The sequence below is a fragment of the Klebsiella sp. P1954 genome (genome assembly GCF_018199955.1).
GTDB classification, from domain to species: Bacteria; Pseudomonadota; Gammaproteobacteria; order Enterobacterales; family Enterobacteriaceae; genus Klebsiella; species Klebsiella pneumoniae.
The window spans coordinates 1493944-1518137 of sequence record NZ_CP073373.1 but is presented as its reverse complement, the minus strand read 5'-3'; the positions used below and the strand labels follow the sequence as shown (position 1 = coordinate 1518137).

Genomic DNA, 24194 nt, shown 5'->3' with positions numbered 1-24194 from the left:
CCGCGGTTGCCCCCGCCCTTTGTCCAGCAAGGGCGGGGGAGGGAGAACCCGCTATCAGAAGTGGGTGTTGACGCTCAGGTACCAGGTGCGGCCCGATTCATTGTAGGTCTCGGCGCCGGCGCCGTACATCGTGCCGGTGGCGCCCCCGGTGGTCTGGGCGTTGCCCGCGCGCCAGTGGCGCTTGTCGAAGACGTTATCCACGCCGCCGGTCAGACTGACGTATTTGGTGACGTCCCAGGTCGCGCTCAGGCCGAGGATGCTGTAGGGGCTAACCTCGTTCTTCTCGCTGCCGGTGACCGGTTGACCCTTGTAGTTGTACTTCTTCGGCTCCTGCTTGCCGTACCAGGTGAAGGTCGACTGCAGCGAAACGTCATCGCGAACCTGCCAGCTCAGGGTGGAGTTCAGCGTGTATTCCGGGATAATCGACAGACGATCGCCGGTCTTTTTGTTCTTACTCTGCAGCATATAGGTGATGTTGTTGGTCCAGTTGACGGTCTCGCTCACCGGAACGTTCAACGTCCCCTCCAGACCTTCCACCACCGCTTTCGGCACGTTTTCCCACTGGTAGAGATCGGTACCTTTATTGTTTTGATAGACCGGGGCATAGCCCGCTTCAATCTTGTTGCGGTAGTCGTTGCGGAACCAGGTGACGCCCGCCAGCCAGCCGTCGCGTTTAAACTCGAGGCCAATCTCTTTGTTGATGCTGGTCTCGGCTTTTAAGTCGTCGTTACCCTGCAGATAGCAGCCGTCTTTACTGGCATAGCAGCCCTGGCCTTTACTGTAGAGAATGTAGTTCGGGTTGGTCTGATACAGGCTCGGTGCTTTATAGGCGCGAGCGATACCCATCTTCAGCGTGAAGTCGTCCCACAGCCCCTGCGACAGGTTGAGGGACGGGCTCCAGTTATTGCCGACAATGCTGTGATGATCGAAACGCAGCGCCGGAGTCAGCATGGTGGTGTCGGTCAGCTCCATGTTGTTCTCGGCGAACAGCGAGAAGATTTCCGCCTGCGAGTACGGGCTGCGGCCGGTGCTGTCGTAGCCCGGAATTTCGCCTCCCGACAGCGCCTGGGTGTTGGACGCGTTATCCTTCATCCGCTGTTGATTCCACTCGCTGCCCAGCGTCAGGTTCTGATTAACCAGGTAGTCGAACGGGATACTGACTTCACTGTGCAGCATCACATCTGACAGATCGATATCCGAGAACTGATTACTGTTAAAGATCCCCTCGGTGCCCCCGGCCAGGCCTTCGCCTTTGCGCGAGTTGCGGGTGCGCTCGTACTGCGCCCAGTTGCTGGTGGTCACCCCGTTGTCCCAGGCGCCGTTCCAGGTGACCGAGTAGGTGTTGCGGTACAGCCGGTTGGTCTCTTTACCGTAGTTCTCTTTTACCAGGTCGTTGGTGTTGGTGTTCTGGGTGTCGCCAGCGTAAAGGTTGCCCTGGCGGCTGTAGCCGGCCTCAAACTCCAGCGACTGCATCGGAGCGAATTCCCAGCGCACCAGACCATCGATGTTTTTGTTTTTCACCCCTTCGCGCCCGGCCGGCAGAGTATCGGCATAGATCCCGGTACGCTCGGACTGATGGCCCTGGTTGATATCCCAGGCGTCAGCCTGCGTTTTGTCGAGGTTACCGAACAGGCGGAAGCTAAAATCGCCGCCCAGCGGGCCGCTGAGGCTGAAGTTAGTGCGTTTGGTGGAGCCTTCATCCTTGTGCTCCGGGGCGTTCATATAGGTGTTCCATGAGCCGTGCCACTCATCGCCGGTTTTTTTGGTGATGATATTCACCACGCCGCCGGCGGCGCCGTTGCCGTAGCGGGCGGCGGCCGGGCCGCGAATCACTTCGATACGTTCGATCATCTCCGGCGGCACCCAGCTGGTATCGCCGCGGGTGTCGCGCTCGCCGCGCCAGCCAAGGCGCACGGAGTTGCGGCTGGTGACCGGCTTGCCGTCGATCAGGATCAGGGTATTTTCCGGGCCCATGCCGCGGATATCAATCTGGCGGTTGTTGCCGCGCTGGCCGCTGGTGGAGTTGCCGGTCAGGTTGACCCCCGGCATGGTGCGAATGATCTCCGAGACGTCGCGCGCCGGGGGGCGTTTGCGGATCTCATCGGCGGTGATGGTGGAGACGCCCGGCGCCTGCAGGTTCTGCTCGGCGGCGGTGACCACCATGGTCTCTTCAGCGGCGCTGTTTTTATCGTCGGTGGCGGTTTCCGCTGCGCTTAACGGAAAAGCAACCCCGTAAATTCCCAGATTGACCAGCAAGGCCAGGGATTTGATCCTGTTATTCATTGTTATTCCTGCTTTTTGTCGCCACGTTCCCCAAACGCCCCTTCCCACCGGGAGGGGAGGCGGCATAAATGTTGCCAAAAGCGGGCAAAGGCACTCCGTCGCTGGCTGAATAAGCCCGATTTGACATGTTCTGATGAAAGACGCGCTTCCCACGGCGCGCTAATACGCTATTGCAAATGCAAATAGTTATCAATAATATTATCAATAAATAATGACAATTAATTAAAAAAGTCACGCTATACATAGGGTTAATGACAGAATGTTAAGGACAGGAAGCGAGGAGTGGTGGCAAACCCTGCGGGGGCCGCAGTGCCGCGCAGTGGATGACGCCATCGAGGTAACGTTCTGGTGGCGGGACCCGGCGGGGGATGAGACCTGCTCTCCCCATCGTCGGGTATGGCTCTATATCACCGGCGTGACCGACCACCATCAGAATGCGCGACCGCAATCGCTGCAACGTCTCCCCGGGACCGACGCCTGGTTCTGGCGCACTACACTGTCGCCGACCTGGCGCGGCAGCTACTGTTTTATTCCCTCCGACCGTGACGATGATTTTTCCCCTGAGGTGTTCAGCGCTGACGCGCCCGACCGCGCGCTGCTACGCGAAGGCTGGCGCAAACTGCTGCCGCGGGCGATAGCCGATCCGCTGAACCCGCACAGCTGGCTGGGCGGACGCGGCCATGGCGTGTCCGCCCTGGAGATGCCGCAGGCCCCCGCGCAGCCCGGCTGGGACCCGCTTAATGAGGCATATCCTGCCGCCCGTTGCCTTGAGTGGCGCAGCGCGCGTCTGGGCAACCATCGCCGGGTCTGGATCTACACCACCGGCGAGGCTGTCGACCCGCAAACGCGGCCGCTGGCGATCCTGCTCGACGGCCAATTCTGGGCCGAGAGCATGCCGGTGTGGTCGCCGCTGGCCGCCCTGACCCGCGAGGGGAGACTGCCGCCGGCGGTCTACCTGCTGATCGACGCGATCGACAACCAGCGCCGCGGGGTTGAGCTGCCCTGTCACCGCGATTTCTGGCTGGCGGTGCAGGAGGAGCTCCTGCCGCTGGTCCACGGCTATGCCCCGTTCAGCGACCGCCCGGATCGGACGGTGGTGGCCGGGCAAAGCTTCGGCGGTCTGGCGGCGATGTTCGCCGCTCTCAACTGGCCGCAGCGCTTTGGCTGCGTGCTCAGCCAGTCAGGCTCCTACTGGTGGCCGCACCGTGATGGCCGCGGGACGGGCTTTATCGGCGAACAGCTTCGCCAGGGTGAGGTGTCCGCGGCCGGGCTGCGCGTCTGGCTGGAAGCGGGCCAACGCGAACCGATCATTTTTCGCGCGAACCAGGCGCTACTGGCGCAACTCACCACAACACAGCAGACGATTTTCTGGCGTCAGGTTGACGGCGGGCATGATGCGCTTTGCTGGCGCGGCGGGCTGACGGCAGGGCTTATCCAGCTCTGGCAGCCTCTGCTGTCGCACCCTTAGCATCGCGTTTTACGACAGGAGTTTGATATGCAATTCAGTAACCCCTTCGACAATCCGCAAGGGCAGTTTTACATTCTGCGCAATGATCAACAGCAGTACAGCCTGTGGCCGGCGCATTGCGACCTGCCTGCCGGCTGGACGGTGGTGTGCCCCCCGCAGTCGGCCGAGGCCTGCAACGCCTGGCTGGCGGCCAACTGGTCGACACTGACCCCCGCCCATCATGCGTCATAAGGAGCTGACAATGACCACTCGTTTACCGCTGGTTGCCGCGCAGCCGGGGATCTGGATGGCCGAGCGCCTCTCCACTCTGCCAGGCGCCTGGAGCGTAGCCCACTATGTTGAACTACGCGGCGCCCTCGACCCGACGCTGCTGGGAAAAGCGATTGTCGCCGGTCTGCAGCAGGCGGACACCCTCAGCCTGCGCTTTGAGGAAGAGGAGGGGGAAGTCTGGCAGTGGCTGGCGGCCGACCGCACCTTTGCCGAACCGTCGATCATTGACCTGCGGACGGCGCCGGATCCGCATCGCGCCGCTACGGAGCGGATGCAGGCGGATCTGGCGCAGGATCTGCGCGTCGACGGCGGCAACCCGCTGGTGTGCCATCAGCTGCTGCGCGTCGGCGACGACCGCTGGTACTGGTATCAGCGTTATCACCACTTGCTGGTGGATGGCTTCAGCTTCCCGGCGATAACCCGGCAGATCGCCGCCATTTACCGCGCCTGGCAGCGTGGGGAAGCCACTCCTGAGTCGCCTTTCACCCCCTTCGCCGAGGTGGTGGACGAGTACCAGCGCTACGCCGGCAGCGAGGCCTGGCAGCGGGATAAAGCCTTCTGGCAGGCCCAGCGCCAGGCGTTACCGGCGCCAGCCTCACTCTCTGCCGCGCCGCTGGGCGGGCGCGCCGCCGGGAGCGATATCTGGCGGATGAAGCTGGAGATGAACGCCGACGCCTTCCGCCGCCTGGCCAGCCATGCGCCGCAGTGTCAGCCCGCTGACCTGGCGCTGGCGCTCACCACGCTGTGGCTGGGCCGCCTGTGCAACCGGATGGACTACGCGGCGGGCTTTATCTTTATGCGCCGGATGGGTTCAGCCGCGCTGACCTCGACGGGGCCGGTGCTCAATGTCCTGCCTCTGGCGGTGCATATTGACGCCCAGGAGACGCTGGCGGACCTGGCGATGCGCCTCGCCGCTCAGTTGAAAAAGATGCGCCGCCATCAGCGCTATGACGCCGAGCAGATCGTTCGCGACAGCGGCAAAGCGGCAGGGGACGAACCGCTGTTCGGCCCGGTGCTGAACGTCAAAGTCTTTGATTACCAGCTAGATATCGATGGTGTGCAGGCAGTGACCCACACCCTCGCCACCGGCCCGGTCAACGATCTCGAGCTGGCGCTGTTCCCGGATGAGACCGGCGGGCTGTCGCTGGAGATCCTCGCCAACAAGGCCCGGTACGACGAAGCCGAGCTCCGTCGCCACATGGCGCGACTGACCGCGCTGCTGGCGCAGTTCGCCGCCGATCCGACGCTGCGCTGCGGCGAAGCAGAGATGCTCTCCGCCGACGAGCTGGCCCGGCTGGCGGCGGTCAACGATACCGCTGTGCCGCTGCCTGCCACCACCCTCAGCGCGCTGGTGGCCGACCAGGCGCGGAAGACCCCGGATGCCCCGGCGCTGGCGGACGCCCGCTGGCAGTTCAGCTATCGCGAGATGCGTCAGCAGGTGGTGGCGCTCGCGCAGCTGCTGCGTCAGCGCGGCGTGAAGCCTGGGGACAGCGTGGCGGTGGCCCTGCCGCGCTCGGTGTTCCTGACCCTGGCGCTGCACGGCATTGTCGAAGCGGGGGCCGCCTGGCTGCCGCTGGACACCGGCTACCCGGACGACCGCCTGCGGATGATGCTGGAAGACGCCCGGCCGTCGCTGCTGATCGCCACGGAGGATCAACTGGCCCGCTTCAGCGATATTCCGGGGCTGGAAAGCCTCTGCTACCAGCAGCCGCTGGCCGCCGGGGATGACGCGCCGCTGGCGCTGTCAAAACCAGACCATACCGCCTACATCATCTTTACCTCCGGCTCCACCGGGCGGCCGAAAGGGGTGATGGTCGGCCAGACCGCCATCGTCAACCGCCTGCTGTGGATGCAGGATCGCTATCCGTTATCTGCCGACGACGTGGTGGCGCAGAAAACGCCGTGCAGTTTCGACGTGTCGGTGTGGGAATTCTGGTGGCCGTTTATCGCCGGCGCGCAGCTGGTGATGGCCGAGCCGGAGGCGCACCGCGACCCGCAGGCGATGCAGCAGTTCTTCGCCCGCTACGGCGTGACCACCACCCACTTTGTGCCGTCGATGCTGGCGGCGTTTGTCGCCTCGCTGGATGCCGACAGCGTCGCTGCCTGCCGCACGCTGCGGCGGGTATTCTGCAGCGGCGAAGCGCTGCCGACGGAATTGTGCCGCGAGTGGGAGCGCTTGACCGGTGCGCCGCTGCATAACCTGTACGGCCCGACGGAAGCGGCGGTGGACGTCAGCTGGTACCCGGCCTGCGGCCCTGAGCTGGCGGCCGTGACCGGCAGCAGCGTGCCGATTGGCTGGCCGGTGTGGAACACCGGGCTGCGCATTCTCGATGCCGCGATGCGCCCGGTGCCGCCGGGGGTGGCGGGGGATCTTTATCTCACCGGCATCCAGCTGGCGCAGGGCTATCTGGGGCGCCCGGATCTCACCGCCAGCCGCTTTATCGCCGACCCGTTTGCCCCCGGCGAGCGGATGTATCGCACCGGCGACGTGGCGCGCTGGCTGACGAACGGCGCGGTGGAGTACCTTGGCCGCAGCGACGATCAGCTGAAGATCCGCGGGCAGCGCATCGAGCTTGGCGAGATTGATCGGGTGATGTCGGCCCTGCCGGACGTGGCGCAGGCGGTGAGTCACGCCTGCGTCTTCAACCAGGCGGCGGCGACCGGCGGCGATGCCCGGCAGCTGGTTGGCTATCTGGTCTCTGACTCCGGCCTGCCGCTGGATACCGCGGCGCTGAAAGCGCGGCTGGCGGAACAGCTGCCGCCGCATATGGTGCCGGTGGTGCTGATGCAGCTCGCTGAGCTGCCGCTGAGCGCCAACGGCAAACTGGACCGCAAAGCGCTGCCGCTGCCGACCCTCGGCGGCGAGCGCAGCGGCCGGCCGCCGGAGCCCGGCATGGAAACTCTTGTCGCCGCCGCCTTCAGCCAGCTGCTGGGCTGCGAGGTGAACGATATCGACGCCGATTTCTTCGCCCTTGGCGGTCATTCGCTGCTGGCGATGCGCCTGGCGGCACAGCTCAGCCGCCAGCTGGCGCGGCAGGTGACCCCGGGGCAGGTGATGGTGGCCTCGACGGTGGGCAAACTGAGCGCGCTGCTGGCCGCCGATCTCAGCGATGAGCAGGCCCAGCGCCTGGGGCTGGATACGCTTCTGCCGCTGCGCGAGAGCGACGGCCCGACGCTGTTCTGCTTCCATCCCGCCTCCGGCTTCGCCTGGCAGTTCAGCGTGCTGGCGCGCTATCTCAGCCCGCGCTGGTCGATTACCGGTATTCAGTCGCCGCGCCCGCAGGGGCCGATGGCCAGCGCCGCCAGCCTCGACGAGGTGTGCGAGCATCATCTGCGCACGCTGCTGGCGCAGCAGCCGCACGGCCCTTATTACCTGTTCGGGTATTCGCTGGGCGGCACCTTAGCCCAGGGGATTGCCGCCCGCTTGCGCCAGCGCGGCGAAGCGGTGGCCTTCCTCGGCCTGCTGGATACCTGGCCGCCGGAGACGCAAAACTGGGCGGAGAAAGAGGCCAACGGGCTGGATCCCGAGGTACTGGCGGAGATCGACCGCGAGCGCGAAGCGTTCCTCGCCGCCCAGCAGGGGCAAGCCTCCGGCGAGCTGTTCAGCGCTATCGAAGGCAACTATGCCGATGCGGTGCGGCTGTTAACTACTGCCCACAGCGCGAAGTTTGACGGCAAGGCGACGCTGTTCGTGGCGGAGAAGACGCGGCAGGAGGGGATGGATCCGCAGGTCGTATGGGGCCCGTGGGTGGGGGAACTGGAGGTGTTCAGCCAGAACTGCGCCCACGTCGATATCATCTCCCCGCAGGCCTTTGAGGCCATCGGTCCGGTGGTCAGGGAGATTCTGGGGTAACGGTTGAGTTCGGGCTACAGCAGGTAGCCCGGCTCAGCGTAGCGCAAGCCGGGGAAAGAGGAGATTACCGGCGGCCCAGCGGGACCACCAGCGGCGTATGCGCCACCGGATCTTCAATGATCGTGCAGCGCAGACCGTAAATCCGTTCAATCAGATCGGCGGTGACTATCTCCTTCGGCGCCCCCTCGGCGACGATCCTGCCGTCGCGCAGGGCGATCAGGTGGGTGGCGTAGCGGCAGGCCTGGTTAAGATCGTGCAGCACCGCCGCCAGGGTATAGCCCTTCTCGCGATTCAGCTCGCTCAACAGTTCCAGCAGGTCGATCTGATGGCTGATGTCCAGCCAGGTGGTCGGCTCATCCAGCAGCATAATCGCCGTTTCCTGGGCCAGCACCATCGCAATCCACGCCCGCTGCCGCTGGCCGCCGGAAAGCGTGTCGACGCTCTGCAGCGCCAGATCGCTGATCCCGGTCGCCCGCATCGCCTTGTTCACCGCCTCTTCATCTTCTTTGCGCCAGCGGGTAAACAGCGGCTGGTGCGGATAGCGCCCGCGGGCCACCAGCTCCTGCACCGTGATATCGCCAGGGGTGGTGGCATTCTGCGCCAGCAGCCCGATGCGGCGGGCAACCTCTTTACTGGCGTACTGCTGGATCTGCGCGCCGTCGAGCCAGACGTGGCCGCTGGCGGGCGTCATCAGGCGACTGAGGGTGCGCAATAGCGTCGACTTGCCGCAGCCGTTGGGGCCAATAATGGCGGTGAATTGACCGTCAGGGATGGTCACGTTCAGCGACTCGGCGATGGTCTTGTTCCCGTAGGCCAGGGTTAACTGCTCGCCGCGCAAACGGGAGGGGACAGCACTCATTTTTTGCGGGACTCCTGAATCAACAATGCAATAAGGTAAATACCGCCGAGGCTGACGGTTAACACGCCAACCGGCAGCTGCCACGGCATAAACAGCCGTTGGGCGCCGTAATCGGCCAGCGCCAGCAGCAGCGCGCCGCACAGGGCCGACTGGGTCAGTCCCCAGCGGGCCGTGCCGCTCAGGCGGCGGGCGATATGCGGCGCCACCAGCGCGATAAATGAGATCGGCCCGGCCAGCGCCGTCGAGGCGGCGGTGAGCACCACCGCCACCAGCATCAGCAGCAGGCGCGAACGCTCGACCTGCACCCCCAGCGCGCAGGCGGTATCGTCGCCCATCTCCAGCAGCCGCATCCGGCGAACCAGCAGGGCGCTGCTCACCAGCATCAGCAGGATCAGCGGCGCCGACGGCCAGGTTTTACCCCAGGTCAGGCCGTTGAGCGATCCGGCGTTCCACAGGCCCGCAGAAAGGGCGGTCTCCAGCGAGGCGCGCAGCAGCAGCCAGGTGTTGAATGCCACCAGCATGGCGCGCACGCCGATGCCGATAATGATCAGGCGGAAGGTTTCGATCCCGTTGCGCCAGGCCAGCAGCCAGACCACCAGCGAGGTCAGCACGCCGCCAAGCATCGCCGCCAGGGCGATCGCCGTCAGGTTCTGGCCGAAGAGGACCATCGCCACCAGCACGCCGCTCCAGGCGCCGGTGTTAAAGCCCATCACGTCCGGGCTGCCGAGCGGGTTACGGGTCAGCGACTGGAAAATGGCGCCGCTGACGCCGAGCGCGGCGCCGATGAGCAGCGCCATTAACACCCGCGGCAGCCGCCATTCGTTCACCACCATCGCGACGTTGCGCGGCGCATCGCCGAACAGCGCCGAGAACACCTGGTCAATCGTCAGGGGCACCGGGCCTTGCGCCAGCCCGAGCAGGGAAATCAGCAGGCTGGCGGCCATCAGCAGCAGACAGCTGGCTATCAGGCGGCGGGACGGAGCAATCACAGGCCACCTCCCCGCGGCTGGCGGCGCACCAGCCAGATCAGCACCGGCGCGCCGAGAAAGGCGCTCACCACCGATACCCGCAGTTCGCCGGGCACCAGCAGGCGGCCAATCACGTCGGCAAACAGCAGCAGGGCCGGGGTGGCGAGCAGGGTGACCGGCAGCGACCAGCGATGATCGGCCCCCACCAGCCAGCGCGCCATATGCGGCATCATCAGGCCGATAAAGGCGATGGGGCCGACGACGGCGGTGGCGCTGCCGCACAGGACGGTGATGACGATCAGGCCGATCAGCTGGGTGCGGGCGACGCGGCTGCCGAGGGCGGTGGCGGTATCGTTGCCCAGGCTCAGGCTGTTCAGCGCCCGGCTCAGCAGCAGAGCGGCGATCCCCGCCACCACTACCGGCAGCAGGACAATTTTCAGCGTTTGCAGGGTGCGGATATCCAGCGAACCGGCCTGCCAGAAGCGTAGCTGATCGTAGACGTCCGGGTTGAGCAGGGCGATGCCGTTGGACAGCCCCTCGAGTACCGCCGCAAGGGCGACCCCGGCGAGGGTGAGGCGCACCGGGCTCAGCTGACCGCCGCCCTGGCTGCCGGTAAAGGCTACCAGCAGCGAGGCGCAGAGCGCGCCGCAGAACGCCAGCAGCAGCTGCTCCTGCGGGGAAGTGATCCCGAACAGCGCCGCGCCGAGGACGATGGCGAAGCTGGCGCCGGAGTTGACCCCCAGCAGGCCGGGGTCGGCCAGCGGGTTGCGGGTGAGCGTCTGCATCAGCGCGCCGGCGAGGCCGAGGGCGACGCCGGCCAGCAGACCGGCCAGAGTGCGCGGCAGGCGCGCGTCCAGCACGATAGTGCAATCAGCGCTTTGACAGGTTCCGCTGAAGGCGGTGAATACCGTGCCGATCGGCAACGATTTGGCGCCGATGGTCAGGCTAAGCGCGGCGGCTAAGGCGAGTAATAGCAACAATCCGGGCACGGCGACAGAGCGTACCGCGGTCGTAGAAAACGACATAACTGACATCCCTGATATGATAATGATAGTAATTATCGTTATCGATTTTATTCAGCTATGGTAGCATGACCCACAGTAAAAAGGGTATTAAAAATAACGACAAGGCGCTGTAATGAACCGACAATCCTGGCTGCTCAATCTCAGCCTGCTGAAAACTCACCCGGCGTTTCGCGCCGTTTTTATCGCTCGCTTTATCTCTATTCTGTCGCTTGGCCTGCTGGGCGTGGCCATTCCGGTGCAGATCCAGATGATGACCCATTCGACCTGGCAGGTCGGGCTGTCGGTGACGCTGACCGGGGCGTCGATGTTTGTTGGTCTGATGGTGGGGGGCGTGCTGGCTGACCGCTATGAACGTAAACGCCTGATCCTGCTGGCGCGCGGCACCTGCGGCGTGGGCTTTGTCGGCCTGTGTCTGAACGCCCTGCTGCCGGAGCCGTCGCTGGCGGCGATCTACCTGCTGGGGATCTGGGATGGGTTCTTCGCCTCGCTGGGGGTGACCGCGCTGCTGGCGGCGACCCCGGCGCTGGTGGGGCGGGAAAACCTGATGCAGGCCGGGGCCATCACCATGTTGACGGTGCGCCTTGGCTCGGTGATTTCGCCGATGATCGGCGGCCTGCTGCTGGCCACCGGCGGCGTGGCGTGGAACTTTGGCCTGGCGGCGGCGGGGACCTTTATCACCACCTTAACCCTGCTGCGTCTGCCGCAGCTGCCGCCGCCTCCGCAGCCGCGCGAGCATCCGCTGCGCTCCCTGCTGGCGGGGCTGACCTTCCTCTGCCGAAGCCCGCTTATCGGCGGGATTGCGCTGCTTGGCGGTCTGCTGACCATGGCCAGCGCGGTGCGGGTGCTCTATCCGGCGCTGGCCGGTAGCTGGCAGATGTCGGCCGGACAGATTGGCCTGCTGTACGCCGCTATTCCGCTCGGTGCGGCGCTGGGGGCGTTGACCAGCGGCCAACTGGCCCAGACGGTGCGGCCGGGCGCGCTGATGCTGGCGACGACGGTGGGATCGTTTGTCGCCATTGCGCTGTTCAGCCTGATGCCGCACTGGGCATTGGGCGCGCTGTGCCTGGCGCTGTTTGGCTGGCTGAGCGCTATTAGCTCGCTGCTGCAGTACACCCTGATCCAGACCCAGACGCCGGAACATATGCTCGGGCGGATTAACGGTCTGTGGACCGCGCAAAACGTCACCGGCGACGCCATCGGCGCGGCGCTGCTCGGCGGCTTAGGGGCGGTGATGACCCCGGCGGCATCCGCCAGCGCCAGCGGCTGGGCGCTGGCGCTTGTCGGTGTGCTGCTGGTTGGGCTGCTACGCGAGCTGCGCCGTTTCCAGCGCCCGGAAATTGTCAACGAAAGTTAAGTAGGGTGCGCTTGCCCGGTGGCGGCTGCGCCTTACCGGGCCTACGGTCTGGACTGGGGGACGCTGGCATTGTAGGCCGGGCAAGCGCCGCGCCGCCCGGCAAGGTGTTCAGGCTGCGTACCCGGCCTGATGCCCGGTGGCGGCTACGCCTTACCGGGCCTACGGTACTGGGGGACGCTGGCATTGTAGGCCGGGCAAGCGCCGCGCCGCCCGGCAAGGTGTTCAGGCCGCGTTCCCGGCCTGATGCCCGGTGGCGGCTGCGCCTTACCGGGCCTACGGTACGGCAGGCCGGTGCAAGCTCAGTAGGCCGGGCAAGCGCCGCGCCGCCCGGCAAGGTGTGCAGGCCGCGTACCCGGCCTGATGCCCGGTGGCGGCTGCGCCTTACCGGGCCTACGGTCTGGATTGGGGACGCTGGCATTGTAGGCCGGGCAAGCGCCGCGCCGCCCGGCAAAGAGTTCAGGTTGCGTACCCGGCCTGATGCCCGGTGGCGGCTGCGCCTTACCGGGCCTGGGGTACGGCAGGCCGGTGCAAGCTCAGTAGGCCGGGCAAGCGCAGCGCCGCCCGGCAAGGTGTGCAGGCCGAGAGCCCGTCCTGATGGCGCAGCCCGCGTTAGCCGAACAGGCTGGAGAGACGCTGGAGCACCAGCAGAGCGCTGTAGTAGTCAAGGCGGAAGGTCTCGGTGCCCAGCGGGTAGACGCGTTTGCCTGCGACCGCCGGGAGATGCGCCAGCAGCGGGTTGGCGTAGATGGCATCCGCATCTTTCTGATCGCCGGCGAACAGGAACAGGCTCTGGCCGTTCAGACCGGCCGCGAGGTTCTCCCCGCCCAGCTGCACGATATCGTGGCGTTTACCCTGGCTATGGCTGGCGGGCAGGCCGCCCGGCAGCGTCGCCAGGCTAAAGCCCAGCTGTTCGAGCATCTGCCCCTGAGCCGATTCCGGCGTCCAGATATTGGCGCTGTGCGCGGCGGCGGTATAGACCAGGGCGGTCACCGGCTGCGGCGGCAGTTTCATTTTTTCTTTTAACGAAACGAGCTGTTTATTGAAGTCGGCAATGCGCGCGCTGGCCTGTTGTTCATGACCGGTGATCTGCCCCAGCTGGGTGAGCAGGGTTTGCCAGCTTTTATCGTCATAGTTGATGACCAGCGTCGGGGCGATGGTTTTAAGCTGATCGTACAGCGGCAGGGCGGAGTCGCCGCCGGTCGCGCTCACCAGGATCAGATCCGGCATCTGGGCGGCCACCGCTTCGGCGCTTGGTTCGCCGATGTACAGCCGCGCCAGCTTGCGGGCTTTGGCAACCTCGCTCCACTGGCGCAGAAAGCCCTGGCTATCGGCGACGCGGTTGTTCGGCGTGGTCGCGCCGCTGGCGACCACCGGAGCGTCAATCGCCAGCAGCGAACCGGTAAGCGTCACGCTGGTGGAGACAATGCGCAGCGGCTGACTCGGCAGGGTATGCGTCCCGTAGCTGTCGGTGACCTGGCGCGGCCAGTCCGCCGCCTGGGCTGAGGTAATTCCTAAAAGCAACAGCATGCCGGTCAGCGCACCGCGGCGGCAGAAAGAAAAGAAGTTCACGTCATCGCATCCTGATTTGAAAGGTGATAAATGCGTCTCATTTTCAACTTTGTGTCAGCAGGATGCAAGCCAAAGTGGCGGCGCCATGACGTAACGCGGTTGACATGGCGGGCAATACCTTTTAGGTTAGCCAACCAAAATATAAATGATAATTATTCTTAATATCTTTATCGTTTTTGGAGGATGATATGGAAACGTCACTGGCTGAGGATGTAAAGAAACCGACCCGGACCCTGTCGCCGGACAGCTTCTTCTTTATGTCGCCGTACCGCAGTTTTACCACTTCAGGCTGCTTCCGTCGCTTCTCACAGCCCGCCGTTGGCGGCGATGCGCTGAACGGCGAGTTCCAGCAGCAGATGGCGGCCGCCTTTGCCGAGGCCCGGGCGGCGGGGATCCGCAAGCCGGTGATGGTCGGGGCTATCCCGTTCGACACCTGTCAGCCTTCCGAGCTCTATATCCCCGAGCGCTGGGAAGCGTTCTCTCGCCCGGAAAAGCAGCGTTCCGCCCGCTATGCCGCGCCGCTGGAGGCGATGGAGGTGGTGGAGCGTCGGGAGATCCCGGAGCAGGACGCGTTTTTAGCCATGGTGGAACGCGCCGCCGCGCTGACCGCCACCCCGGAAGTCGACAAAGTGGTGCTATCAAGGCTTATCGATATTACCACCCGCGACCGCGTCGACAGCGGCGCGCTGATGGAGCGACTGATCGCCCAGAACCCCGCCAGCTTTAACTTCCACGTGCCGCTCTCCGACGGCGGCGTGCTGCTGGGCGCCAGCCCGGAGCTGCTGCTGCGTAAAGAAGGACAGCACTTCAGCTCTCTGCCGCTGGCCGGCTCCGCCCGTCGCCAGCCGGACGATGTGCTGGATCGGGAAGCAGGCAACAGGCTGTTGGCCTCCGGCAAAGATCGCCACGAGCACGAGCTGGTGACCCAGGCGATGAAGAGCGTGCTGGGCCCGCGCAGCAGTCAGCTGTCGCTACCGGAGTCGCCGCAGTTGATTACCACCCCGACGCTCTGGCATCTGGCGACGCCGATCGCAGGCACCGCGCTGGCGGAAGAAAACGCCATGTCGCTGGCCTGTCTGCTGCACCCGACGCCGGCGCTGAGCGGTTTCCCGCATCAGGCGGCGAAGCGCCTGATTGCTGAACTGGAACCCTTCGATCGCCAGCTGTTCGGCGGCATCGTCGGCTGGTGCGATGACGAAGGCAACGGCGAGTGGGTGGTGACTATCCGCTGCGCGCGTCTGCAGCAGCGTACGCTGCGCCTGTTTGCCGGCGCGGGCATTGTTCCGGCCTCCTCGCCGCTGGGCGAATGGCGCGAAACCGGCGTCAAACTGACCACCATGCTTAACGTATTTGGCTTGAACTAAGAGGCAAGGATGATTGCATTTACCCGTTGGCCGGAAGAGTTTGCGGCCCGCTATCGTCAAAAAGGCTACTGGCAGGATCTGCCGTTAACCAATCTGATCACCCGTCACGCGGACAATGACGCCGTGGCGATTATCGATGGCGAGCGGCAGATTAGCTACCGCCAGTTTAACCAGCTGGTGGACAACCTCGCCTGCTCGCTGCAGCGCCAGGGACTGAAGCGCGGGGAGACCGCGCTGGTGCAGTTGGGCAATGTCGCCGAGTTTTACATGACCTTCTTTGCGCTGCTGCGCATCGGCGTCGCGCCAGTGAACGCTTTGTTCAGCCACCAGCGCAGCGAACTTAACGCCTACGCTGCGCAGATTAAACCGGCGCTGCTGATTGCCGATCGCGAGCACGCGCTGTTTGCTGACGATAGCTTTCTCCACGCGTTTATCGCGGAACATCCTTCCCTGCGCGTCGCACTGTTGCGTAACGACGGCGGCGAGCGCGATCTGGCGACGGAGATTAACCGCCCGGCGGATAACTTTATCGCCAATCCAACCCCTGCCGACGAAGTGGCCTTTTTCCAGCTCTCCGGCGGCAGCACCGGGACGCCGAAGCTTATCCCACGCACCCATAACGATTACGACTACAGTATCCGCCGCAGCAATGAGATCTGCGGGATTAACGCTGAAACGCGCTACCTCAACGCGCTGCCGGCGGCGCATAACTATGCGATGAGTTCCCCGGGTTCGCTCGGCGTCTTCCTCGCCGGCGGGCGGGTGATCCTCGCCGCCGACCCGAGTGCCACGCTCTGTTTCCCGCTGATCGAAAAACATCAGATCAACGTTGCCTCGCTGGTGCCGCCGGCAGTCAGCCTGTGGCTGCAGGCGATTCACGAATGGGGCAGCAACGCCCAGCTGCAATCGCTGCAGCTGCTGCAGGTCGGCGGCGCGCGCCTGTCAGCGACGCTCGCCGCGCGCATTCCGGCGGAAATCGGCTGCCAGCTGCAGCAGGTGTTCGGCATGGCGGAGGGGCTGGTAAATTACACCCGCCTTAACGATAGCCCGGAGCGGATCATCAATACCCAGGGCTGTCCGATGTGCCCGGACGATGAAGTGTGGGTAGCGGATGCCGACGGCAACCCGCTGCCGCGCGGCGAAGTGGGCCGCCTGATGACCCGCGGGCCGTACACTTTCCGCGGCTACTACAACAGCCCGCAGCATAACGCGGAAGCCTTTGACGCCGAGGGATTTTATTGCTCCGGCGATCTGATTTCGATCGACGAAGATGGGTATATCACCGTCCAGGGCCGGGAAAAAGATCAGATCAACCGCGGCGGCGAGAAGATCGCCGCTGAAGAGATCGAAAACCTGCTGCTGCGCCATGAGGCGGTGATCCACGCCGCGCTGGTCAGCATCGAAGACAATCTGCTGGGCGAGAAAAGCTGCGCTTATCTGGTGGTGACCTCGCCGCTGCGCGCCGTCGCCGTGCGCCGCTTCCTGCGCGAGCAGGGGGTGGCGGAATTTAAACTGCCGGACCGCGTGGAGTGCGTTGCCGCGCTGCCGCTGACGCCGGTGGGCAAAGTCGATAAAAAACAATTACGTCAGTGGCTGGCCGAAGGCAAGCTGGGCTGAAGGAGAACAGAGAATGGCAATCCCTAAATTACAGGCTTATGCGCTGCCGGAAGCCAGCGATATTCCGGCGAACAAAGTTAACTGGGCCTTTGAGCCGTCGCGCGCCGCGCTGCTGATCCACGACATGCAGGAGTATTTCCTCAACTTCTGGGGCGAAAACAGCGCGATGATGGAGAAAGTGGTGGCTAATATCGCCGCCCTGCGCGACTTCTGCAAACAGAACGGCATTCCGGTGTACTACACCGCCCAGCCGAAAGAGCAGAGCGATGAAGACCGCGCCCTGCTGAATGATATGTGGGGGCCGGGTCTGACCCGCTCGCCGGAGCAGCAGCAGGTGATTGCCGCGCTGGCGCCGGATGAAGACGATACCGTGCTGGTGAAATGGCGCTACAGCGCGTTTCATCGCTCGCCGCTGGAGGAGATGCTGAAAGAGACCGGTCGCGACCAGCTGATCATCACCGGCGTTTACGCCCATATCGGCTGCATGACCACCGCCACCGATGCTTTCATGCGCGATATCAAACCGTTCTTTGTCGCCGACGCGCTGGCAGATTTCAGCCGTGAAGAGCACCTGATGGCGCTGAAATACGTCGCCGGCCGCTCCGGCCGCGTGGTGATGACCGAAGAGCTGCTACCGCTCCCAGCCTCCAAAGCGGCGCTGCGTGAGCTAATTCTGCCGCTGCTCGACGAATCCGATGAACCGCTGGATGATGAAAACCTAATCGACTACGGTCTGGATTCGGTGCGGATGATGGCCCTGGCCGCCCGCTGGCGCAAAGTGCACGGCGATATCGACTTCGTGATGCTGGCGAAAAACCCGACCATCGACGCCTGGTGGGCGCTGCTCTCCCGCGAGGTGCACTAATGGCGGCGCTGGATTTTCGCGGTCAGACCGTGTGGGTGACCGGCGCAGGTAAAGGGATTGGCTATGCCACCGCGCTGGCTTTCGTCGAGGCCGGGGCCAACGTCACCGGGTTCGACCTCGCCTTTGACGGCGAAAGCTATCCGTTTGCCACCGAAACGCTGGACGTTGCCGATGCCGACCAGGTACGCGAGGCATGTAGCCGGCTGTTGGCGAACACCGAGCGTTTAGATGTGCTGGTGAACGCCGCCGGGATCCTGCGCATGGGCGCTACCGACCAGCTGAGCGCGGAAGACTGGCAGCAGACCTTCGCGGTCAACGTCGGCGGGGCGTTCAACCTGTTTCAGCAGACGATGGCCCAGTTCCGTCGCCAGCGGGGCGGGGCGATCGTCACCGTCGCCTCCGATGCTGCGCACACGCCGCGCATCGGCATGAGCGCCTATGGCGCCTCGAAGGCGGCGCTGAAAAGCCTGGCGCTGACCGTCGGCCTTGAGCTAGCGGGCAGCGGGGTGCGCTGTAATCTGGTGTCGCCGGGCTCCACCGATACCGATATGCAGCGCACCCTGTGGGTCAGCGACGATGCAGAGCAGCAGCGGATCCGCGGCTTCGGCGAGCAGTTTAAGCTCGGCATCCCGCTGGGTAAAATCGCCCGCCCGCAGGAGATCGCCAATACCATTCTGTTCCTCGCCTCTTCTCACGCCAGCCATATCACCCTGCAGGATATCGTGGTTGATGGCGGCTCGACGCTGGGGGCGTAAATGGCCTGGAAGCGAGAGCTTACGCTGGCGGCGCTGAACGCCAGCAGCGAAAATACCATGGTGGCGCATCTTGGCATCATCTACACCCGACTGGAAGAGGGGCTGCTGGAGGCGGAGATGCCGGTGGATGCGCGCACGCATCAGCCGTTTGGCCTGCTGCACGGCGGCGCTTCCGCGGCGCTGGCGGAGACGCTGGGCTCGATGGCCGGTTGGCTGATGACCGAAGAAGGGCAGTGCGTCGTCGGGACTGAGCTTAACGCCAGCCATCACCGGGCCGTCTCCAGCGGGAAAGTGCGCGGCGAGTGCCGTCCGCTGCATCTTGGTCGCCAGAGCCAGAGCTGGGAGATTGTGGTATATGACGAGAAGGGGCGGCGCTGTTGCACCTGTCGTCTGGGCACCGCGGTGCTGGGCTAAGAAGCCGCTGTTTCCCCGGCTTGCGCTACGCTTAGCCGGGCTACGTATCGGCGCAATGGGGTAGCCCGGATAAGGCGCAGCGCGCCGCCATCCGGGAGTTTCCCTGCTCGCATTGCGCTTAGCAGGGCTAAGTATCTGTAGGTCGGGTAAGGCGTTAGCCGCCACCCGACAAAAAAAACGGCACCGTTCACGGTAACCCTTTCATTCATTTTCCTGCCTTAAGTGATCTCGCTAGCAATGTGAGACAAATCTCTGTGGGTGTACGGCATCTGCGATGTTTCGGTGTTGTTAAATTCTGCGTTGTGATCTAGAAACAAAATGTAACATCCTGATTACCCTACCGGTGGACCACAACAATGAATAATTCAGGGAAATACCTTATCTGGGCGCTGCTCTCCGTCATCGGAGCCTTCGCCCTCGGCTATATCGCTTTAAACCGGGGTGAGCAGATAAACGCGCTGTGGATTGTCGTCGCCGCGGTCTGCGTTTATTTGATCGCGTATCGTTTCTACGGCCTGTATATCGCTAAAACCGTGCTCGGCGTTGACCCGACGCGGATGACGCCCGCGGTGCGGCATAACGATGGCCTCGACTACGTTCCAACCGACAAAAAAGTGCTGTTCGGTCACCATTTTGCCGCCATTGCCGGCGCGGGGCCGCTGGTGGGCCCGGTGCTCGCCGCGCAGATGGGCTACCTGCCGGGGATGATCTGGATCCTCGCCGGCGTGGTGCTGGCTGGGGCGGTACAGGACTTTATGGTGCTGTTTGTTTCGACCCGCCGCGATGGCCGTTCGCTTGGCGAACTGGTTAAAGAGGAGATGGGACCGACCGCTGGCGTCCTGGCGCTGGTGGCCTGCTTTATGATCATGGTGATCATCCTCGCGGTCCTGGCGATGATTGTGGTGAAAGCGCTGACCCACAGTCCTTGGGGGACATACACCGTCGCCTTTACCATTCCGCTGGCGATCTTTATGGGCATCTACATCCGCTATCTGCGTCCGGGACGCATCGGCGAGGTGTCGGTGATAGGCCTGGTGATGCTGGTGTTCGCCATCATCTCCGGCGGCTGGGTGGCGGAAAGCCCGACCTGGGCGCCGTGGTTTGATTACACCGGCGTACAGCTGACCTGGATCCTGGTGGGCTACGGATTTGTGGCTGCGGTACTGCCGGTCTGGCTGCTGCTGGCCCCGCGCGATTATCTCTCCACCTTCCTGAAAATCGGCACCATCGTGGGGCTGGCGATTGGCATCCTGATTATGCGCCCGACCCTGACGATGCCGGCGCTGACCAAGTTCGTCGATGGTACCGGCCCGGTATGGACCGGCAACCTGTTCCCGTTCCTGTTTATCACCATCGCCTGCGGCGCGGTCTCCGGCTTCCACGCGCTGATCTCCTCCGGCACCACGCCGAAAATGTTGGCCAACGAAAGCCAGGCCTGCTTTATCGGCTACGGCGGCATGTTGATGGAATCCTTCGTCGCTATTATGGCGCTGGTGGCGGCCTGTATTATCGATCCGGGCGTCTACTTCGCGATGAACAGCCCGATGGCGGTGCTGGCGCCGGCGGGTACCACCGATGTCGTCGCCTCGGCAGCGCAGGTGGTGAGCGGCTGGGGCTTTAGCATTACGCCTGATACGCTGCATCAAATCGCCAGCGAGGTCGGCGAACAGTCGATTATCTCCCGCGCCGGCGGCGCGCCAACGCTGGCGGTGGGGATGGCCTACATCCTGCACGGCTCGCTGGGCGGACTGATGGATGTCTCGTTCTGGTACCACTTCGCCATTCTGTTTGAGGCGCTGTTTATCCTGACGGCGGTTGATGCCGGCACCCGCGCGGCGCGCTTTATGCTGCAGGATCTGCTGGGCGTGATTAGCCCGGGGCTGAAAAAAACCAGCTCGCTACCGGCCAACCTGCTGGCGACCGCGCTGTGCGTCCTGGCGTGGGGCTACTTCCTGCATCAGGGGGTGGTCGATCCGCTGGGCGGGATTAACACCCTGTGGCCGCTGTTCGGTATTGCCAACCAGATGCTGGCGGGGATGGCGCTGATGCTCTGCGCGGTGGTCCTGTTCAAGATGAAACGCCAGCGCTACGCGTGGGTGGCGCTGCTGCCGACCAGCTGGCTGCTGATCTGTACGTTGACCGCCGGCTGGCAGAAGTCGTTTAGCCCGGACACCAAAGTCGGTTTCCTGGCGATCGCTAATAAATTCCAGGCGATGATCGACAGCGGCAACATTCCGCCGCAATATACCGAATCACAGCTGGCGCAGCTGGTGTTTAACAACCGTCTCGATGCCGGGCTGACCATCTTCTTTATGATTGTGGTGGTGGTGCTGGCGCTGTTCTCGATTAAAACCGCGCTGGCGGCGCTGAAAGAGGATAAACCGACGGCGAAAGAGACGCCGTATGAGCCAATGCCTGAAAACCTGGACGCGATTGAGACCCAGGCGAAAGGGGCGCATTAACCGGTGTGCCGGGTGGCGGCTTCGCCTTACCCGGCCTACATTTCCGACCCTCCCTCTCCCTTTGGGAGAGGCTCGGGGTGAGGGATACAAAAGAGAAATGACTTATGTTTGACACCCTCTCCAAAGCAGGAAAATATTTAGGCCAGGCCGCCAAAATGATGATCGGCGTGCCGGATTACGATAACTACGTCGAGCACATGCGAATAACCCACCCGGATCAGACGCCGATGACCTATGAAGAGTTCTTTCGCGAACGCCAGGACGCGCGCTACGGCGGCAAGGGCGGGGCGAAGTGCTGTTAACCCTCTTTCGGCAGATAGAGGCTGATCTGCTCCTGAGTACAGCCGTAAATCGCCGCCAGCTTCTCGCGGGTGCGCTTTTGCGGACGGGAGTCCAGCGCTTCCAGCTGTGACACCGCGGACTGGCTGATGCCAAGCTTTTCGGCTACCTCCTGCTGGGACATCCCGCGCAGGATGCGCCACGCGGCCTGCAGGCTGACGTTTTCTTTATGCATCACGTCGCAGACTTCGCCCGGCAGCATGACGTCATCATAGATATCTGATTCATAAGGAATATCTTACCAGTCGCTTTCATCCTCGTCGTCGTACTCCAGCAGAGCCAGGCGCATACGAAAGTAATCGCTGTAAGGAATGACGACATACTGGTCTTTTCCTTCTTCATCCTTGATGTACTGAATAGTCATATTCGGTATCTTCCTCATGAAGGTAGGTGGTGGTGGTTCGGCGTTTAACCGCCACGACGTAGCAGGTATCGCCCGGTGGATCCCCAAAGGTGTAGATGACTCTGTAATCACCTAATCGCAGCCGGTAGTGGTTTTCGGGAGAGGACAATTTTTTGATATCCGAGATAGGTGAAGCTTTATCATCCATCTTCTCCAGCCTGGATTTAATGCGGCTCTTATACCGAGTATCGATTTTAGAAAATTGCTTATCTGCCGTTTTTGACCAGACAATTTTCATCCGTACCTCCACTGTACGCCCACACAAAATATAAGGAAATAATAAGACTATTAGATAAATTCCGAATTTCTTATGGGGTACTGTAGAGCGGAGAAAAAACGCAGGTAAGAGGCAAAACGCAACCCGTCGAGGCGGCGCGGAAAGGCCTCTGCCGGGCGACAGAGGCTTGCAGAAAATGTGCGATCAGGCGTTCAATCCGCCATCCACGTCCAGCCCCGTACCGGAGATCTGCCCGGCGGCCGGGCTGGCGAGGAAGGTGACCGCCGTGGCGATGTCTTCCGGCTGGCCGTAGTGGCCGACCGCAATCATCTGGCGCTGGGCTTCCGCCTGTTCTCCGTCTTCCGGGTTCATATCGCTGTTGGTCGGCCCTGGATGGACAAGGTTAACGGTGATCCCGCGAGGGCCTAAATCACGCGCCAGGCCACGGGTCAGGGCGTTGAGGGCGGACTTGGTCATGGCGTAAACCGCGATGCCCGGCATGGCCACGCGGTTAGCCAGACAGCTGCCGATGTTGATGATCCGTCCGCCATCGGCCATATGCACCAGCGCTTCCTGGGTGGCGATGACCACTCCACGGATATTGACGTTGATAAGCGCGTCAATGTCCGCCAGCGTCATGGATTCCAGTGGACCGCCGCGGGCTATTCCGGCGTTGTTGACCAGAATGTCCAGCCCGCCGAGGGACCGGGCCGCATGGGTGACGGCATCCTGAATCGCCTGCGCGCTGGCGCTGTCGGCCTGTACCGCTTCGCCGTACCGACCCAGGGCCTTTATTTCATCGGCGACCGCCTGGGCTTTATCGACCGATTTTTCATACGTAATAACCACATCGGCGCCGGCGCGCGCCAGCGACAGCGCGATGGCGCGACCCAACCCACGGCTGGCGCCGGTAACCAGCGCCTTCTTACCTGTTAAATCGATCTGCATGATGACCTCGTTGCGAGAGTGGTGAGCATCATCATTAGGTATAGACGGTCGGGGTGATTAACGGCTGAAGTATTCCACCTTCTCAAACGCCGCGCGCAGAACCTCAGGGGTTAACGTCACCGGTAAATAGTGAATCGACTCGCCCGGGCGCAGGGTATGGGCAATGACCCGGTCCAGCTCTGCGCGGTTATTGATATCGACTTCCAGCGCCGCCAGGGTGGTCGGCAGGTTAAAGCGCTGATACGCCTGCACTAACTGCGCCAGCACATCGTCCTGACCAAGCAGGGCGCTCTGTACCAGAATGCCGTAGGCCACTTTGGTACCGTGGAGAAATTTATCCGTCTGCGGCAGCACCGTCAGTCCGTTGTGCACCGCATGGGCGGCGGCGACCCGGGTGTAACGTTCCCCCAGCCCGCCAACCATCCCGCCACCGGCGATAATCGCCTCCACCACATCGCGAAACGCCTGGGTCAGATCGCCGCGGCGCTGGTCCGCCAGCGCCGTTTCGCTGCTGGCCAGCAGCACATCGCGGATCGCCAGCGCGCCATTAATCCCCAGCCGCACGGTGAGCGGCAGCGCCTCCGGCTGCGGCGCCAGCACCACGGCCTCATACCATTTGGCTAAGGTGTCGCCAATGCCCGCCAGCAGGTACTCCGCCGGGGCGTTGAGAATGATGCGCGGTTCGACCAGCACCAGGAAGTTGGCGTCATCGAAGATCTCAAAATTCAGGGCCTGTCCGGCGTCGCTATACCACACCGACAGCGGCGTCCACGCCGCGCAGGTGGCGGCGATAGTCGGGATGGCCACCAGCGGTACCCCCAGGCGGCGGGCCAGCACTTTCGCGCTGTCGAGCAGCGCGCCGCCGCCGACGCCAATCACTACCGCCCGATCGTCACCGGAGGCCTGCACCAGCCCCGCCACGTCGCGTTCGCTGCAGTGGCCGGTAAAGCGGATCTTTTTCGCCTCCGGCAGGTGGAAGGCCGCCGGCAGAAAAGGTTCGGCGCCGGCCAGAGCGCGCTCGCCATAGACCCACACCGCTCGCGAGAGCTGGTCGGCGTTAAAAAAATCGCTCAGCCGCTCAAGGCTGCCAGGATGGGAGAAATAGTTGGCCGGGCCGGGCACGACGCGGATATCGCTGTTGCTCATGGAAGCTGTCCTTAT

The 24194-nt window shown here is 63.4% G+C and carries 19 protein-coding genes and 1 pseudogene; 11 read left to right on the top strand and 9 right to left on the bottom strand.

Annotated features, from left to right (window positions below):
* Nucleotides 1–54: 54 nt before the first annotated feature.
* The gene (fepA, locus tag KB890_RS07425; protein WP_009483791.1) at nucleotides 55–2283 is read right to left on the bottom strand and encodes a siderophore enterobactin receptor FepA; all 2229 of its coding nucleotides are present in this window, start codon (nucleotides 2281–2283) and stop codon (nucleotides 55–57) included.
* A 259-nt stretch (nucleotides 2284–2542) separates the two neighbouring features.
* On the opposite strand from fepA, the gene fes reads away from it, so the two are divergent.
* The 3 genes from fes to entF are packed head-to-tail and all read left to right on the top strand — an operon-like array spanning nucleotide 2543 to nucleotide 7874.
* The gene (gene fes / locus KB890_RS07420) at nucleotides 2543–3751 is read left to right on the top strand and encodes an enterochelin esterase (RefSeq protein WP_020323966.1); all 1209 of its coding nucleotides are present in this window, start codon (nucleotides 2543–2545) and stop codon (nucleotides 3749–3751) included.
* Nucleotides 3752–3778: 27 nt separating this feature from the next.
* Nucleotides 3779–3982 (top strand): MbtH family protein, encoded by a 204-nt coding sequence (locus KB890_RS07415; RefSeq protein ID WP_004176919.1) that lies wholly within the window; start codon nucleotides 3779–3781, stop codon nucleotides 3980–3982.
* Between the two features lie 10 nt (nucleotides 3983–3992).
* Entirely contained in the window at nucleotides 3993–7874 is a 3882-nt protein-coding gene (gene entF / locus KB890_RS07410) for an enterobactin non-ribosomal peptide synthetase EntF (RefSeq protein ID WP_020323970.1), read from the top strand.
* A 64-nt stretch (nucleotides 7875–7938) separates the two neighbouring features.
* Here entF and fepC read toward each other — a convergent pair whose 3' ends face one another.
* The 3 genes from fepC to fepD are packed head-to-tail and all read right to left on the bottom strand — an operon-like array spanning nucleotide 7939 to nucleotide 10726.
* The gene (gene fepC / locus KB890_RS07405) at nucleotides 7939–8733 is read right to left on the bottom strand and encodes an iron-enterobactin ABC transporter ATP-binding protein (RefSeq protein WP_020323973.1); all 795 of its coding nucleotides are present in this window, start codon (nucleotides 8731–8733) and stop codon (nucleotides 7939–7941) included.
* A complete protein-coding gene (gene fepG / locus KB890_RS07400; protein WP_020323968.1) occupies nucleotides 8730–9722 on the bottom strand; it encodes an iron-enterobactin ABC transporter permease in 993 nt (330 codons plus the stop codon). Before fepG ends, fepC begins: the two co-directional genes overlap by 4 nt.
* Entirely contained in the window at nucleotides 9719–10726 is a 1008-nt protein-coding gene (fepD, locus tag KB890_RS07395) for a Fe(3+)-siderophore ABC transporter permease (protein ID WP_004176917.1), read from the bottom strand. Before fepD ends, fepG begins: the two co-directional genes overlap by 4 nt.
* Before the next feature lie 112 nt (nucleotides 10727–10838).
* Between fepD and entS the strand changes: the two genes are divergently transcribed.
* Nucleotides 10839–12080 carry an enterobactin transporter EntS gene (gene entS / locus KB890_RS07390; protein WP_004147525.1) on the top strand — a complete coding sequence of 414 codons (1242 nt, stop codon included), beginning with the start codon at nucleotides 10839–10841 and terminating at the stop codon, nucleotides 12078–12080.
* Nucleotides 12081–12689: 609 nt separating this feature from the next.
* Here entS and fepB read toward each other — a convergent pair.
* Complete coding sequence (gene fepB / locus KB890_RS07385; RefSeq protein WP_004147526.1) at nucleotides 12690–13649, bottom strand: Fe2+-enterobactin ABC transporter substrate-binding protein; 960 nt, start codon at nucleotides 13647–13649, stop codon at nucleotides 12690–12692.
* A 188-nt stretch (nucleotides 13650–13837) separates the two neighbouring features.
* On the opposite strand from fepB, the gene entC reads away from it, so the two are divergent.
* The 7 genes from entC to KB890_RS07350 all read left to right on the top strand — a co-directional run bounded on the left by entC (nucleotide 13838) and on the right by KB890_RS07350 (nucleotide 21428).
* The gene (gene entC / locus KB890_RS07380) at nucleotides 13838–15013 is read left to right on the top strand and encodes an isochorismate synthase EntC (protein ID WP_004176916.1); all 1176 of its coding nucleotides are present in this window, start codon (nucleotides 13838–13840) and stop codon (nucleotides 15011–15013) included.
* Nucleotides 15014–15022: 9 nt separating this feature from the next.
* On the top strand, nucleotides 15023–16630 hold the full coding sequence (entE, locus tag KB890_RS07375; RefSeq protein WP_020324573.1) for a (2,3-dihydroxybenzoyl)adenylate synthase EntE: 1608 nt from the start codon (nucleotides 15023–15025) through the stop codon (nucleotides 16628–16630).
* Nucleotides 16631–16643: 13 nt separating this feature from the next.
* The gene (gene entB / locus KB890_RS07370; protein ID WP_020324582.1) at nucleotides 16644–17495 is read left to right on the top strand and encodes an enterobactin biosynthesis bifunctional isochorismatase/aryl carrier protein EntB; all 852 of its coding nucleotides are present in this window, start codon (nucleotides 16644–16646) and stop codon (nucleotides 17493–17495) included.
* An 8-nt stretch (nucleotides 17496–17503) separates the two neighbouring features.
* Nucleotides 17504–18250, top strand: a complete 747-nt coding sequence (gene entA / locus KB890_RS07365) for a 2,3-dihydro-2,3-dihydroxybenzoate dehydrogenase EntA (RefSeq protein ID WP_024622880.1) — start codon at nucleotides 17504–17506, stop codon at nucleotides 18248–18250.
* The gene (entH, locus tag KB890_RS07360) at nucleotides 18251–18664 is read left to right on the top strand and encodes a proofreading thioesterase EntH (RefSeq protein WP_002893892.1); all 414 of its coding nucleotides are present in this window, start codon (nucleotides 18251–18253) and stop codon (nucleotides 18662–18664) included.
* A 356-nt stretch (nucleotides 18665–19020) separates the two neighbouring features.
* A complete protein-coding gene (gene cstA, locus KB890_RS07355) occupies nucleotides 19021–21126 on the top strand; it encodes a pyruvate/proton symporter CstA (protein ID WP_002893896.1) in 2106 nt (701 codons plus the stop codon).
* Between the two features lie 104 nt (nucleotides 21127–21230).
* A complete protein-coding gene (locus KB890_RS07350; protein ID WP_002893903.1) occupies nucleotides 21231–21428 on the top strand; it encodes a YbdD/YjiX family protein in 198 nt (65 codons plus the stop codon).
* Here the strand turns inward: KB890_RS07350 and KB890_RS07345 are convergent.
* The 4 genes and pseudogenes from KB890_RS07345 to KB890_RS07330 form a co-directional block, all read right to left on the bottom strand.
* Nucleotides 21425–21829 (bottom strand): annotated as a pseudogene (locus tag KB890_RS07345) (helix-turn-helix domain-containing protein). The gene KB890_RS07350 and the pseudogene KB890_RS07345 sit on opposite strands and share 4 nt — an antisense overlap.
* A complete protein-coding gene (locus tag KB890_RS07340) occupies nucleotides 21804–22106 on the bottom strand; it encodes a type II toxin-antitoxin system RelE family toxin (protein WP_002893907.1) in 303 nt (100 codons plus the stop codon). The pseudogene KB890_RS07345 and the gene KB890_RS07340 overlap by 26 nt, the downstream one beginning before the upstream one ends.
* 183 nt (nucleotides 22107–22289) lie before the next feature.
* Nucleotides 22290–23033: an SDR family NAD(P)-dependent oxidoreductase gene (locus KB890_RS07335; RefSeq protein WP_020324574.1), complete on the bottom strand. Its 744-nt coding sequence runs from the start codon at nucleotides 23031–23033 to the stop codon at nucleotides 22290–22292.
* A 57-nt stretch (nucleotides 23034–23090) separates the two neighbouring features.
* Nucleotides 23091–24179 (bottom strand): oxidoreductase, encoded by a 1089-nt coding sequence (locus KB890_RS07330; protein WP_020324572.1) that lies wholly within the window; start codon nucleotides 24177–24179, stop codon nucleotides 23091–23093.
* Nucleotides 24180–24194: the final 15 nt, after the last annotated feature.

What these genes read in the sequence shown, in the direction of transcription:
- KB890_RS07335 (WP_020324574.1), bottom strand. Translation starts at nt 23,033, where the DNA reads ATGCAGATCGATTTAACAGGTAAGAAGGCGCTGGTTACCGGCGCCAGC.
- entC (WP_004176916.1), top strand. Translation starts at nt 13,838, where the DNA reads ATGGAAACGTCACTGGCTGAGGATGTAAAGAAACCGACCCGGACCCTG.
- KB890_RS07350 (WP_002893903.1), top strand. Translation starts at nt 21,231, where the DNA reads ATGTTTGACACCCTCTCCAAAGCAGGAAAATATTTAGGCCAGGCCGCC.
- entB (WP_020324582.1), top strand. Translation starts at nt 16,644, where the DNA reads ATGGCAATCCCTAAATTACAGGCTTATGCGCTGCCGGAAGCCAGCGAT.
- KB890_RS07340 (WP_002893907.1), bottom strand. Translation starts at nt 22,106, where the DNA reads ATGAAAATTGTCTGGTCAAAAACGGCAGATAAGCAATTTTCTAAAATC.
- fepC (WP_020323973.1), bottom strand. Translation starts at nt 8,733, where the DNA reads ATGAGTGCTGTCCCCTCCCGTTTGCGCGGCGAGCAGTTAACCCTGGCC.
- fepD (WP_004176917.1), bottom strand. Translation starts at nt 10,726, where the DNA reads ATGTCGTTTTCTACGACCGCGGTACGCTCTGTCGCCGTGCCCGGATTG.
- entS (WP_004147525.1), top strand. Translation starts at nt 10,839, where the DNA reads ATGAACCGACAATCCTGGCTGCTCAATCTCAGCCTGCTGAAAACTCAC.
- fes (WP_020323966.1), top strand. Translation starts at nt 2,543, where the DNA reads ATGTTAAGGACAGGAAGCGAGGAGTGGTGGCAAACCCTGCGGGGGCCG.
- KB890_RS07415 (WP_004176919.1), top strand. Translation starts at nt 3,779, where the DNA reads ATGCAATTCAGTAACCCCTTCGACAATCCGCAAGGGCAGTTTTACATT.
- entE (WP_020324573.1), top strand. Translation starts at nt 15,023, where the DNA reads ATGATTGCATTTACCCGTTGGCCGGAAGAGTTTGCGGCCCGCTATCGT.
- cstA (WP_002893896.1), top strand. Translation starts at nt 19,021, where the DNA reads ATGAATAATTCAGGGAAATACCTTATCTGGGCGCTGCTCTCCGTCATC.
- fepA (WP_009483791.1), bottom strand. Translation starts at nt 2,283, where the DNA reads ATGAATAACAGGATCAAATCCCTGGCCTTGCTGGTCAATCTGGGAATT.
- entH (WP_002893892.1), top strand. Translation starts at nt 18,251, where the DNA reads ATGGCCTGGAAGCGAGAGCTTACGCTGGCGGCGCTGAACGCCAGCAGC.
- entF (WP_020323970.1), top strand. Translation starts at nt 3,993, where the DNA reads ATGACCACTCGTTTACCGCTGGTTGCCGCGCAGCCGGGGATCTGGATG.
- KB890_RS07330 (WP_020324572.1), bottom strand. Translation starts at nt 24,179, where the DNA reads ATGAGCAACAGCGATATCCGCGTCGTGCCCGGCCCGGCCAACTATTTC.